The sequence below is a fragment of the Massilibacterium senegalense genome (assembly GCF_001375675.1).
GTDB lineage: Bacteria > Bacillota > Bacilli > Bacillales > Massilibacteriaceae > Massilibacterium > Massilibacterium senegalense.
On the sequence record NZ_LN831779.1, the window covers coordinates 24,797 to 38,182 of the forward strand.

Sequence of the window (13,386 nt, forward strand, 5' to 3'; positions counted from 1 at the left end):
TTTCTGTGAATTTTGTCGCTAACTTTATTCTACAAAAGGGTCTTCCTTTTTCTATGACGAAAATGGAATAGATCTATTTACACAAAATATTTTACACTCTCTCCCCCCCTGTGTGAAGGAGTATTTCGTCAGATCTTTATCAAATGACATGGCTGTAATTACATGAAAATTTTGTTGGTCTACATTATGTCTAAAAAACCGAATATTTTTTTCTATAATATAGTTTTCATATCTTCGTAGCTTTTTATTATCAATTGAATCAATAATGATTTCCTCTGGCTGTATATTGCAATACCATGATAAATTAATTTCACTTCGTTCCATAATTTCCATTAAAACAGGCTGTATTCCACTTTCCTCTAAATAATGGGAGGTTAAACCACCAGAAGTTTCATAACCAACTCTTTGTTCTTTGGTTGATTCTGGTCTGTAATACATTAATATAAAACAGGCTGGTAAGTATACATCTTCTCCGCTTATTAAATCCTCAGTCTTAATCCAAGAAATATAGGCATCTGTATTGAATTCTTCAAATAAAAAATTTTCATCTTTAAACTGTTCGTTTGAAAAGTTTGGGATTTCTGAAGGATGAATCGGTGGAAGTTTTTGTTCCTGTAAATCATTATATGATCCTAAAGTAATTTTATCTTTTTGAACAACATATTCTAGACAAGCCATTAGTCTTTCAAAAGCTTCCCCTAGCGATGAACAAATTGACTTATACATTGTAAAACCTTTCCCACCTACAAAGATTGATTCATTAAGCTTTAAAGACATACTGATTTGTCTTAATAAATAGTTAAAAAGATAATTTATATTCATAAATTCACAATTACCTATAAACAAGGGAAGTTCAGATGAAGGTGCTAAGACAATATAAGCTTCTTAATTAAATTGAAATAACCCAAATAACTTAACATTTCTTTATAATTCACATAATCTTCTTACTCAAAGCATGGAGGCTCAGAAATTTTTCTTTTATTTATGATAGTAATACTTACAGGGGATTTTTCTTTTTCTAGTCCCATCTAACTTTCACACTCCTTAATAAGATCAATAAAAGAATACCAATAATTGTTAGATAAATGATATTTTCAATAGATTCAGATATCGACAATTCCCCAATCCATAGCATTTGCACTACCTCTATGCTGTGCGACATTGGGAATATTTTCGCCACTATTTGAATATATTCAGGAAGTGAATCTAGTGGTAATACAACTCCAGATGAAAAAAGCATAGCCATAAATAGACCTGATGATACTAAGTTGGCAGTACGAGCTGATTTAATAAAGAGTGCAAGTAAAAAACCAATAGAATCAAAAATTAAAATAATCCAAAAAAATAGTAGGATAAACAATAAGATTTCTATTACATTCATGTAAAAAGAAGCATTGTATACAATAAAAGATAAACTAACAAACAAAATGGTCGATAATATGCTTACTAATGAAAATGTCAAAACTAGTGACATAAAATAGGATCGTAATTTAATGGGATATGTGCTATATCGCTTTAAAACGCCTTGTTCTCTTAACTCTAAAATAGTGATGGGAATACCCATCAATCCTGCGTTTGCTAACAAAAAAACAATATTAACAGGCACTACTGTGTCGATACCTAACACATTTTCACCGTATTGAGTCATTTCATTACCAAAAGCTCCACCAAATACAACAGTTAAAATAATTGGAAGAATAACCATAAAGAAAATAGATACAGGCTCTCTTAATAATGATTTTAATTCTATTTTAAAGAATGCTAATAATGCTGTTAGTCTTTTCATTATATATCCTCCATATTTTTTATAAGGTCATTAGTATAATAGAAATAGATATCTTCTAGATTTATAGGATGCAAATTAAGGTTTTTATTTGCATGAATTTGTTTAATTCTACTGTAGTCTTTACTACTAATGAAATAGTTATATACGGAGCCTGATATCTTTAAATCAGGTAAAATATTTTCCTTTTCTAATTCTTTTTCCACGTCTTCTGTATTTTTATTCCTTGTTTTGATTACATAATCATAATCAAACTTTTCTAAAATTTCTTCAGTACTTCCTCTTAAAACAATCCTTCCTTTGTTTAGTAAGAACATATAATCACTATATTGTGCTGCTTGGTTCAAATAATGGTCAGAAACAATGACGATGTTATTTTGAGAATACTCCCTAATTGTATTCCATATTTCATCCCTGCTAAATGTATCAAGACCTGAAACTGGTTCATCAAGGACGGCGATTTTATATTTTGGCATCAATAACATAGCTATTAATACTCTCCGCTTCGTTCCACCAGACAAATTTTTTGTTTTTTGATGATAAAATTCTTTTAGGTTGTACTTCTCTAAATATTCATATGTATCTAATTTCAGACCGAATAACTGTTTAACTAAATTTAATTCTTCAGCAACTGTACAATTTTTCCGCAATGTATTTTGCTGAGTCAAAAATCCAACTTTTTTTTTCAATTCCACATTGTCAAACGAATAATCTTCGATGTTAACGTTACCTCCATCCATTTTTCGTAACCCGACTATAATTTCTAGTAAAGTTGTTTTTCCACTACCATTTGGACCTGCAACCAAATAAACACCCGGCTGTTCTATAGACATATTAACTGATTCGAGAACTGCTTTATCTCCGTATTTTTTGAACAATTGACAAATCTCTATTCCCAATGCTGATAACCTCCAACATTATGTTTTATTTTTTTTTTAATGCAAAGAAATTGTAGATGACATGAAATAAAATTGGGTATAGCACACTTCCATAAACAAGGAATATTATCCCGCAAACTAAACTTAACATTGTTTTTGAAAATACATCATATACAGAAAAAAACAAGTGCAATATTCCAAAAAAGATACTACTGATAATTAGTAAAGGAAGGTGCGGAAAGTCTAATGCTGTAAACAAATAATACCTGAACAGTAGTTCTTCTAAAATGGCAATCATTGATGAAATAAAAAAAGGATATAGATGAGTTTTTCCTTTGAAAATATAAGGAATGTCTAATAGCAATATGGTTTATTAAAAAATATTAATATAATTGGGGATAACTATAAAATATAATATCAAACAAATATTCCAAATAACGTTACATATTGTCGAATTAGGTGAAATATTTTTAAAATTTTTTTTCTTCATAGGCAACACACTTTGGTTTATTGCTAAATCCTGAATTATTCATACTTGAACATAAATTCACAAAATAAAGCCAAGAATGATAATTTTATATTCTATCGTCATTTATTTGGAAGTGAAGTTCTGTTTTTAGGTAAAAATTAACTGAATGAAATTAAAATACAAACAATTCAGGCATACTACCCCTTGGTCAAAAAAATTTTTTGAATAATTTTGTAATAGGGAAGCTTACCTATAATGAAAATCTATTTATTTTAACTTTTTCATAACATTTATTCTTTTTCCAAACGATGGATGTGTCTCTTTCCACTCTTTTTTTTACCCACAAACTCGCCATCTTCTATTCCGCTAATTTGCTGTAGCTTCTTTAATGTTTGCATATACAATTCTTTATCCCCTAATTGTCGTACGGCATATTCATCTGCTTGGTGCTCGAACATTTTACTAATTTTATTTGGAAGCCATTCTGTAAGCCAGATTAAAACAACTACACCTACTGGTAGAAGGACGATATACTGCCACCACCCATGTCCGAGCATGACTTTTCTAGCAAAAAACATCGTTATACTAGCAAGTGTCGCTATTCCGAAAGTGAGAGATAAGATCCATCGACCGTGCTTTCGTTTCACGTGACCAATTTCATGAAATAACACTGCCTTTAACTCATCTAACGTAAATTTTTTTACTAAACCTTCTGTCATATAAATATTCAAGCCTTTTTTAAATACAAAAGGAGTACTGTATACCCAAGCATTTGTTTCGTGTTCGGACTCTTTTTGTATAAATAAGTGAACGTTTAGGTGGCATGTAGATTCTATCGTTTGTTTCAAAAAACAGAATGGTTCGGTACATCCTACGTTTTCATAGTTCGCCATCCAATGATGAAATGCCGTATAAACAAGCGTTAGAATTAGTGTTAGCGATAAATACCAAGCAACAAAAAAATACCACTTATCTACCATTTGCACAGATAAGGAGAGAGGAAAAAGAAAATACGAGAAAAAGTAAGCAAGACTTGCCGCAACAAGAAATGAAATTCCTATCGTCTCCCTTTTTGTAAAGGTAAGAAAACCTGTTTCCGTTCTTTCATGTTCTTCTATCGGATTTTCCCTATTTATCGTCCATTGATATACAACAGTCGTCCCTGCAACCGATAAAAAAGTCGGCAAAAATAGGCATAACAAAATACTCCAAATATATGAATTCGTCCAAAGTAGTGCATAGCCCATCGAAAAATGATAATTTAGGAGCAATGGTAGAATTGCCGCCAAGATAAACGGAGTAAATAAAGTAAAAAGATTACGAACAGAAAGAAGAGAGTTAAAAAGTAACGCCAAAAGAATAGGCAACAAAAAAGAACAACCGTATATCCAAAAGGTAAAAGATTGACGAAACTCTGGTTGCAATGGAATGGAAAACGTTGCATCTTTTTTGACAGCACGTATTATATATTCATTAAAAAAAATTTTCGTTCACTAGATTGAACTATCACTTCTTTATTAAATGACGGTTCCACTCCTCTTCGTGTCAAAACAGTCATTTCCTCTCCCGCCGGCAACATAACATGTTCCGTATCCACTTTATGAAACCGATAATCTGTATCACCAATTTGAAAAGTTAACGGATAATCGATATTATCTTCTGAAGCGTTTTGAATATCGAGCTGGTACTCTCCTTGATAAATAGAATAGCCAGTTAACAGCTTCTGCACTTCGTCTTGCTTTTTGGCATCAAGAAGGATAGACGGCGATAATACAGCTGAACGAATTCCTAACTCTAGTATCACAACTGCAATTGTGGAAAACGTTGCAATTACTAAAAATATAAGTGATCTTTTTTTCAAAGTTCCGCCTCCCTGTATGATGAAAATTGCAAACGTATTTATTTTATATGCTACTTTATAATAAAAACCCTTCCGATATTTCCATCGAAAGGGTTAGAAGATGGCAAGAACTGAAGTACATAACGAGCACCTTAAGGCCATACGTTCTTTTATAGACGCAGTATCAAAAAATGTTACTCTTGTAGAAAAAAGCCTCATCTTTTTTAGATAAAGTGGGAATGAATCTATCGGAATTTAGAAAACAATATTCAACATCAACATTATTAGGAGACGAAGATGAATAGAAAAGAAATAGTATACTGAGATAATTTAATTTATAATAACTGAATTTTTATTTAGCCGCTTCGAAGAATGGTCTCTGTTGCCTAAAGTTGCCCAATGAGCCATTTGAAACACTTGAGAATTGGGTCTATAAAAACATGCAAAATATAGAACTAGTTCAAAATACAGAAAGGATGTCAGGTTACTGTTTAAAGTGAATAGAATTTCTCCAAGGAAGAAGAAAAGAATTTTCAATTAATCTCGATCCAATTGGATTAAATTCCAAAAATCGGTATGATAAAAAGTTTTGACAATTCCGTACAGGGAAACTAGCATATATTTTTATTTTGCTAAGATTTTAAATAGACCTAAAGCAAGTAGAACCATTGGAACCGCTAATGGTAAAATCCAACCCTAATAATAGGAAATTATAGGAAATTAACAGGCTACAGGGCGAGGAATTCCATTTAAAAAGACGCTTCTTGCATTAGAACAATTCAATGCTTAATACAAAATTCATGTTTAACTTTCAAGAGGATTTGAAACCGCTTACTAAACTGACACTATTATGTATCTCTTAAGCTATATAATTTATGCTCAACTGTCTTATGTTCAGTTGGCTTTTTTGTTTAACACAATCTTTTTTCAAAAAACTGTTCATATTTTTGGCATTTAGAAAAAATTATTAAGTTAGGAAACGAAAAATCAATCTTTATATATTAAGGTCAAAGTCATAGGCTTCATCATTTTCGTACCCTTCCCCTTTCCCTAGGTTAACAATCTTACTATCTTTCGACTTGTTTCACTCGCCATCTCTACTCTCCTTTAAACGCTTGTTATCGGGCCAAAAAATTCTCTACAACAACTGATAGCTTTTTCAAAAATACGGTTCTATTCATCTCTGTCTAGCTTGGATGCATCTATATCGCTTGGAATCTCTACAAAGTATGGAACTATCCGTCTGTATTCAATCGCTTGTTCCAAATATTCACGTCTATCGATTTCAAATTCGTCCTTTTCCTCTTCCAAATGCCCTGGCAACAACACTCGTTCAGGTTCTTTCCCTGTTGTCTGACAGTACCATTGCCCGTTCTCTTTGTACAAAATCATTTCTTTTGTCGGAGTCCAGTCCAAGCGATTAAAATAACGGACACCATTCTCTACATATAAAAACTCTACATCTTCAAACGTCTTCGATCCCTTTTCACGATAGCTACTTATTCCCTCTGTAATGTAATAATCCAACTCTCCATACTCCAAGTAACGTCCACTTGACAGCATCTCTTCCGATGGTTTTCTTTTCTGCGCCTCTTCGCGCGCTTTCTCTTCTGCCATCCTTCTGGCCCGCTCTTCTGGCGTAATGTCTAAGTCTATGCCCGCCCCCATAATCACACGTGTCCAAGATCCAGAGAAAAAAAGGGCGAGCCCTGGCCATATGAGAGCCACCGCAACTTCTTTTCCAAACAAAAATGCATAAATACCCATACCTTTGGTGGAAGCAAAAACCCCCATCAAATGAAAGATAAAAAAAGAGCCAAGGATAATGGTTACGATACGGGCTATCCTTTCTCGTGTACGAACTGGGATCCACTTGATCCATGAAAATAAAATTAAAAATAATTGGATCCATAGAAGATTAATATAGAGCTCTTGGTAAAAGGGTTGACCCACCAGCGCCTGTATCCCATATAAATTAATCGCCACCATTGACCATAGACCTGCAGAAAAAATCAGTGAGTAAGTTTCCAGTCGATTATTATCTGGAAAACGATAATCAACATATGCCGAAGTCGCACTCACAATCAAATAACTTCCCCACAGCAAAAGGGCAAACCAACGCGATGTATCATTTATATACACAAAAAAGATATTGGGAATACTATAGAGATGAACCAACAACCCAATAAAAAAGTAATACATATTACAAAGAGAGAGAAAACTTTTCTTTTCTTCGTATGTATTATGAGTAGAAGGGTTAACATATCCCATAATTTTACACCTCCATTCCAAAAATTCATTACATAATAAGAAACCTAACAGTAATCCAGGGAATGGGGATCTCCCCCTACCTACCTTAACCAAACAGACTTGTAAGCGCTTTGGCGCCTCCTGTTAGTAAATTCTTCGCTCCTTCTTTGACCTCATTTCCAAAATCACTTGCTGCATCCCACGCAGCTTTTCCTGCATCTCCTGCAGCCTTCTAACCTTTTTTCCACTGCAGCGCCAACAAATCCACCAACAACCGTACCCACGCCAGGGAAAATTATCGTACCTATAGCTGCCCCTGCAGTTGCACCCGCATATGCAGCACCAATATCCAATACTGTTCCAGCAAGCGCGCGACCCGTTCTTTGTGCCGTACTTTTATCTTTATGTGTATCCGAAAATGCCTCCATAAAGTTGAGACCCACCGCCAATACATTTCCTGTGCGGGCTAGATTATTTTGCCAGACACCGCCACCTGGTTTTATATTATTAAGTGAATTTTTTGCATCCATACTCTTTATTGTTGGTATGAAATTATTATACACATTTTTACCTAAATTGGCTATATTACCTAAATCCCTGACTTTATGGATTTAATTTACAAAAAGCCGTCCGTTTTTATAGATAACCGTTGGACCTGAAGCTCTGTTCAACAGACCTCCAACTCCTACCTTAGGCAGATTCCTTAATCCCGCTATTTCTTTTGGAAGATTGCTAGGCATATATCCATAACGTCCAACAATATATTTCCCTTTTGGATGTTTCATCAACTCATGTATTTTAGAAGCCAGTTGTGACTCGTACTTTCCTTTTTGCATTGTCCATGTCTTATCGGCCACCAATTGAACAGTACCGTTTCCATTGTCCACGAATTTCAACATGCCCGTTTGTCGTCGCTGAGCCACGCGCAAAATCAACACCGACCAGTCCCCAATTCTGAACCGTTTTTACATCTGTTCCTAAGAAATTCACTACTCCCTGCACTAACGAACGGTCCTCTCCACGATTCAAGCGATCTATATCCACGTCTGGTGCTTCCTTATGTAACGTCATTTCTTTGAAATGTAACCTTACGTCTTAAATATTCACCCCTTTTAAAAGAGGTCCGCCTGCATTGGTCCACTCTACCGCCTTTTGCACAATGGTGTCTAATTCGGTACGGCCCGCTTGTACATTAGCCATTAAATCGACTCCGTCATTGTCAAGCATATACAAATCATCAACGACTTCACTTGCGAATTTCCGCGAACTATCGATGCAGTTTAATACTTGGCTTATATCTAGCTTTCCAAGATTCATAATATGACTAACCGACGCCGCATACTCATCCACTTTTTGTTTAGACTGCTCCGTTGACTCCTCAACTTTATCTAGCCCTCGAGTCATTTGCGTATCCCAAAAGTCTTCCATCACTATCCCACTTTCAGAGGGCTCAAATTCAAGGATATATGCCTTCATTTTTTCGATTTTTTCAATCATATTGGTGATGTCGGCGCGAAATGCCCGGATTGTTGGGAGCTGTAACTCCGTATGATTCAAGATTATTGCTTCCCCACCTTCTCCAGTGAATGCGCCGTCCATATTCAGTACTCTTTCAATTCCTACATCCATCAAATCCAAAAAATCCAAGCGTCGTTGCAATTGAGCTATATCTTTATTAAGCTTCGTGATCGCCTGACTGACATCTAAGATTTTCATTATTTTTACCTCATTTTCCCTGCAAGTTCACGGTCCACATTCTCATATTCTTGGGTAGTGTCAAGAATTTTGTGTAAATCACTTTTTAATAGATTAAGTTAATTGCGATATTATGATTTAAAAAATTCTTATTATAATAGTCTTTTTCGCTGCGATGACTGCTTATTTTGAACCTATGGTCTCTTTTTAGTGAGATCAAATTAACGTGGATTTAGAAGGGATTGTTCCGTGTACCATCCATATATACATATAGCTCTTTCAATCTGCATTTCAATCAGCCACCATTAATTTTTTATCACAGCACTTATCATATATCTGGTTGAAGATGGTGGATTATACTACCTTCTAACTTATCAAACATCTCGATAAGTTCAGCTCTATCTTGGTCAAATCCACGATGACACCGCATTGAAAATTTTTGATTATACTCTAAAAAACGCGTGACAAGAAAATGTTTGAGTGAATCGTCATTTGGAAACTGCTCTTTTCGTTTGACAGGACGCTTTACATTTTTATTGAATCCGTTAAATAGATACTACGACGAATAGATGACGGGAAGTCATAAAAGACAAGTAATTGTTGATTATTTACAATATTTTCAATGACCCTTAGATACGTTTTCCCCAATTTAGTTTAAAAGTTGCCAAGGCTTCACAGGCAAGTTCATCGTTATCAGATTGATAAACGGCTTTAAAATCATGAAGAAATTTGTCTTGAAACATGAACAAGACAAATCTGATGTTTCGCTTTAGGATACACACGATGAAGGGCATCCGTCGTGCCGGTTAAACCATCATAATATGTGTTCAACACCACTTTGTGTAAAGCCATAAACAAGCTCTTCCCAAACATGTGCAGACTCTGTTGGTGCGATAGTAAAGCCTAACACTTCCTTTGTTCCATCCTCTGTAATACCAACGGCAATATAGACAGCTTCTTTTTCCACCGTTTGACATCGAATCGGGATATACGTGTCATCTAAATAGATACATACATATCTATTTTCAAGCTTACGCTCGTGAAACGCTTTTACATCTTCATCAACAAGTTGTGACAAATTAGAAATCGTCTGTTTAGAATAATGGTGACCATACATTTTCTCGATGAGTTCTGTAATCTCAGACGTTGTGATTCCTTTTTGATACATGTGAATAACAAATTGTTCAAGCCTATCATTTGAAGGCTTGTAAGGAGCGATGGTCCGTTGTTCAAATTCTCCATTACGATTTCTAAGAATCTGGAGGTTTAACTCGCCATATTCTGTTTTAAAAGAACGGCCATAGTAACCATTTCGAGAGTTACCAGAGTGAGCTCATAAGGTTCGTAATCAAGAAAACAAGTAAGTTCATGTTTACGTAACTGATTGATTACATGTTCTAAATGTAAACGAAAAACTTCTTCTATATCTTGTTTTTGAGCCAGTGCTTCGATTAAATCTGTAGTAAAATTATTCATGGGACGACCTCTTTTCTGTGAATTTTGTCGCCAACTTTATTCTCCAAAAAGGGTCTTCCTTTTTCTATGACGAAAATGGAATAAATCTATTTACACAAAATTTTTTACACTCTCGTGAACTTTTCAATATTCATTGTCATTACGTTTTTTTTAGATCATAATTAGCATACATAAGTGTGTACAACAAAAATTCCTGCTGGAAAACTATATCAAGAAAACTAAGTTTGGCTTTAGTTTGGATAAAATAAGTAGCCATTTTTTTAAGAAAGTGAAACTAGGATAATGTTAAGTTTATTGGCATATAATCTAATCAGATGGCTACAGACACTTTATTTTCTAGAAGGACAACAAAATATCCAAATCGAAACCATTCGAACAAGACGAATAAAGGTCGTCAATAAAATTATTATTCTCGGTTTTATTTTGTTAGTTTATATTCAAGTAGAAATAACTCCGGCCAAAATTAAATCAATTAGGATAATAGATATATATTTCTTTTTCATAATGAATTAGCAATGTTATTGTCGATTTTGCAGCTAAGGATCATTTCCTAAAAATCAAAATAAAATTTTCTTTACAAATTATCACAATAGAAATATAATAACTTTATCTTAATTTTCCATTAAGAAATTATTCCAATTCGCTGAATTCTGCATGAAATTCATGAGAAACGGGGGAACCAATGAACACTGGGGTGAATCTCAAAACATTGAGTAGGGCAACTCTTGCTGTCCGAATCCGTCAGCTAACCTCGTAAGCGTTGTGAGAGGGAGATGGTGAGTATTTTATAAACAAACTAAACAAATAAATAATGAATCGTTTGCATCTATTTTGCTTAGTTCCTATTTTTTTAGGAAGCGGGGGAACCAACCGTGGCTCATGAGTCACATGGGGTGAATCTCAAAACATTGAGTAGGGCACTCTCAAGCCCGAATCCGTCAGCTAACCTCGTCAGCGCATTGAGAGAGGCAACACAAATTCTGTGTTTCACACGGCTTTTTTTCTATGCCGTATAAGAAGCCACAGGAAGAGTGCCCTCTTCCTGTGGCTTCTTTTTTGCTTTTTTCATAATCATTTTTTAACAAAAAAGGGGTGTTTTAACTAAATGGATCTATTAATGGCCGGTATGCTCGCTATTATGTTCATCCTGTTTTCTTTTTTTATTTCTTGGTGTCATCAAACGCTCGGAGGGGATAAATGATGATGTTCGCAGCATTTGTAACTATTTGTCTATTAATTTTTCTACTTTATGTGCTTATTCACCCGGAAAAGTTTTAAAAAATGAAGGAGGATTCCATCCATGGATTTATTGCAAATTAGTGTTGTGTTGATATTGCTTTTACTGCTTGTCAAACCACTGGGATCTTACATTTATCATGTGTTTTCTGGCCAACCCAACGCTTCTGATAAACTATTTCAGCCATTTGAAAATATCATTTTTTCAATCAGTGGGTTAAAAGATAGACCAAATATGTCAGTGAAAAAATATACTCTCTCGCTGATCTTAACAAACGTCATTTTTGTCGCTGTTGGATATACAATTGTACGACTGCAAAAATACTTACCTTTCAATCCAAATCATATGGACAGTATGGAACCAACATTAGCGTTCAATACCATTATTAGCTTTATGACAAACACAAACCTGCAACATTATAGCGGTGAAACTGGATTATCTTATTTTTCACAAATGGCTGTCATTATGATGATGATGTTCACATCAGCCGTTACAGGTATTGTCGTTGCCATCGTATTCATTCGAGGAATCACCTCAAAAGGACAAAAACTCGGGAACTTTTTTGAGGACTTTGTAAAAGGTCACACAAGGCTATTACTTCCAATGGCCATCATAGTTACACTTGTTCTCATCAGCTTGAAGGTGCCACAAACGTTAGATCCGTCTATCGAACTAACAACCCTTTCTGGTGAAAAACAAGAAATTGCTATTGGACCGGTTGCATCTCTCGTTTCCATTAAGCATCTAGGAACAAATGGCGGAGGATTTTTCGGCGTGAACTCTTCTCACCCATTTGAAAATCCAAGCCCTTTGACCAACGTAATTGAAATGTTATCAATGTGGTGTATTCCAGCCGCCTTAACCTATACTTACGGACGATTTGCCAAAAATCAAAAGCAAGGTTGGATCATTTTTTCGTCGATGGGATTGATTTTTCTATCCTTCCTTTCCCTCATTTACTTTTCAGAAAGCCAAGGGAATCCAGCTCTCGTCAATATCGGATTAGATGGTTCTCAAGGTAGTCTGGAAGGAAAAGAAATGCGATTTGGTATCGCTCAATCAGCTCTGTTTAGTACTGTAACAACCGCCGCTACAACAGGAACAGTAAATAATATGCATGATACGTTAACGCCACTTGGGGGCATTACCCCCCTTTCGCTCATGATGTTAAATTCAATTTTTGGAGGGGATGGCGTCGGGTTAGTCAATATGCTTATGTACGCCATTATCGCAGTATTCATTTGTGGATTAATGGTTGGTCGTACACCCGAATTTTTAGGGCGAAAAATTGAGCCTAAGGAGATGAAACTAATTGCAATTGCTTTATTGACCCATCCGCTTATTATTCTTGGTCCAACAGCTCTGGCACTCATGACGGATTTCGGAAAAGAAGCAATTAGTAACCCTGGTTTTCACGGCATTTCACAAGTGCTCTATGAATATACTTCATCCGCAGCCAACAACGGCTCAGGATTTGAAGGATTAGGAGATGCCACTCCATTTTGGAACATTTCGACCGGACTTGTGATGTTGCTTGGACGATATATATCAATTATCGCCTTATTAGCAGTGGCTGGCTCACTTGCTAAGAAGCAGCCAATTCCTGAAACAATCGGTACGTTTAAAACAGATCAACCTTTATTTGCATTACTTCTGATTGGCACTGTGCTAATCGTAGGTGCTTTAACCTTTTTACCAGTACTAGTACTTGGGCCAATCGCAGAATATTTAACGATTCGTTAATTGAATGAGGTGAAA

General features: G+C 35.1%; 13 protein-coding genes, 1 pseudogene and 2 riboswitches. Of the genes and pseudogenes, 2 read left to right on the top strand and 12 right to left on the bottom strand.

Annotation, left to right across the window (positions count from 1 at the left end):
• Window positions 1-51 precede the first annotated feature (51 nt).
• The 12 genes and pseudogenes from BN1372_RS00135 to BN1372_RS14815 form a co-directional block, all read right to left on the bottom strand.
• Window positions 52-822 carry a YcaO-like family protein gene (locus BN1372_RS00135; protein WP_062196890.1) on the bottom strand — a complete coding sequence of 257 codons (771 nt, stop codon included), beginning with the start codon at window positions 820-822 and terminating at the stop codon, window positions 52-54.
• 196 nt (window positions 823-1,018) lie between these two features.
• The gene (locus tag BN1372_RS00140) at window positions 1,019-1,786 is read right to left on the bottom strand and encodes an ABC transporter permease (RefSeq protein ID WP_062196891.1); all 768 of its coding nucleotides are present in this window, start codon (window positions 1,784-1,786) and stop codon (window positions 1,019-1,021) included.
• Window positions 1,786-2,682 carry an ABC transporter ATP-binding protein gene (locus BN1372_RS00145; protein WP_062196892.1) on the bottom strand — a complete coding sequence of 299 codons (897 nt, stop codon included), beginning with the start codon at window positions 2,680-2,682 and terminating at the stop codon, window positions 1,786-1,788. Before BN1372_RS00145 ends, BN1372_RS00140 begins: the two co-directional genes overlap by 1 nt.
• A 25-nt stretch (window positions 2,683-2,707) precedes the next feature.
• Window positions 2,708-3,025: a CPBP family intramembrane glutamic endopeptidase gene (locus BN1372_RS15765; RefSeq protein WP_407656421.1), complete on the bottom strand. Its 318-nt coding sequence runs from the start codon at window positions 3,023-3,025 to the stop codon at window positions 2,708-2,710.
• A gap of 395 nt (window positions 3,026-3,420) precedes the next feature.
• A complete protein-coding gene (locus BN1372_RS00150) occupies window positions 3,421-4,554 on the bottom strand; it encodes a M48 family metallopeptidase (RefSeq protein ID WP_147515300.1) in 1,134 nt (377 codons plus the stop codon).
• Between the two features lie 38 nt (window positions 4,555-4,592).
• Entirely contained in the window at window positions 4,593-4,991 is a 399-nt protein-coding gene (locus BN1372_RS00155) for a hypothetical protein (RefSeq protein WP_062196894.1), read from the bottom strand.
• A 1,152-nt stretch (window positions 4,992-6,143) separates the two neighbouring features.
• Window positions 6,144-7,241, bottom strand: a complete 1,098-nt coding sequence (locus BN1372_RS00160) for a hypothetical protein (RefSeq protein WP_062196895.1) — start codon at window positions 7,239-7,241, stop codon at window positions 6,144-6,146.
• Window positions 7,242-7,405: 164 nt separating this feature from the next.
• Window positions 7,406-7,750: a hypothetical protein gene (locus BN1372_RS00165; RefSeq protein WP_062196896.1), complete on the bottom strand. Its 345-nt coding sequence runs from the start codon at window positions 7,748-7,750 to the stop codon at window positions 7,406-7,408.
• An 81-nt stretch (window positions 7,751-7,831) separates the two neighbouring features.
• On the bottom strand, window positions 7,832-8,056 hold the full coding sequence (locus BN1372_RS00170) for a hypothetical protein (protein WP_062196897.1): 225 nt from the start codon (window positions 8,054-8,056) through the stop codon (window positions 7,832-7,834).
• A 10-nt stretch (window positions 8,057-8,066) separates the two neighbouring features.
• Window positions 8,067-8,264, bottom strand: coding sequence for a hypothetical protein (locus tag BN1372_RS00175; protein WP_147515301.1), 198 nt, complete (start codon window positions 8,262-8,264; stop codon window positions 8,067-8,069).
• Between the two features lie 51 nt (window positions 8,265-8,315).
• Window positions 8,316-8,936 (bottom strand): T7SS effector LXG polymorphic toxin, encoded by a 621-nt coding sequence (locus BN1372_RS00180; protein ID WP_062196899.1) that lies wholly within the window; start codon window positions 8,934-8,936, stop codon window positions 8,316-8,318.
• 307 nt (window positions 8,937-9,243) lie between these two features.
• Window positions 9,244-10,391 (bottom strand): annotated as a pseudogene (locus BN1372_RS14815) (IS256 family transposase).
• Window positions 10,392-11,022: 631 nt separating this feature from the next.
• A riboswitch (cyclic di-AMP (ydaO/yuaA leader) is annotated at window positions 11,023-11,165 on the top strand.
• A gap of 48 nt (window positions 11,166-11,213) precedes the next feature.
• Window positions 11,214-11,364, top strand: a riboswitch (cyclic di-AMP (ydaO/yuaA leader).
• A 230-nt stretch (window positions 11,365-11,594) separates the two neighbouring features.
• On the opposite strand from BN1372_RS14815, the gene BN1372_RS15770 reads away from it, so the two are divergent.
• Both BN1372_RS15770 and kdpA read left to right on the top strand, forming a co-directional pair.
• Window positions 11,595-11,669: a potassium-transporting ATPase subunit F gene (locus BN1372_RS15770; RefSeq protein ID WP_407656422.1), complete on the top strand. Its 75-nt coding sequence runs from the start codon at window positions 11,595-11,597 to the stop codon at window positions 11,667-11,669.
• Window positions 11,670-11,691: 22 nt separating this feature from the next.
• Window positions 11,692-13,371, top strand: coding sequence for a potassium-transporting ATPase subunit KdpA (gene kdpA, locus BN1372_RS00200; protein WP_062196901.1), 1,680 nt, complete (start codon window positions 11,692-11,694; stop codon window positions 13,369-13,371).
• Window positions 13,372-13,386: the final 15 nt, after the last annotated feature.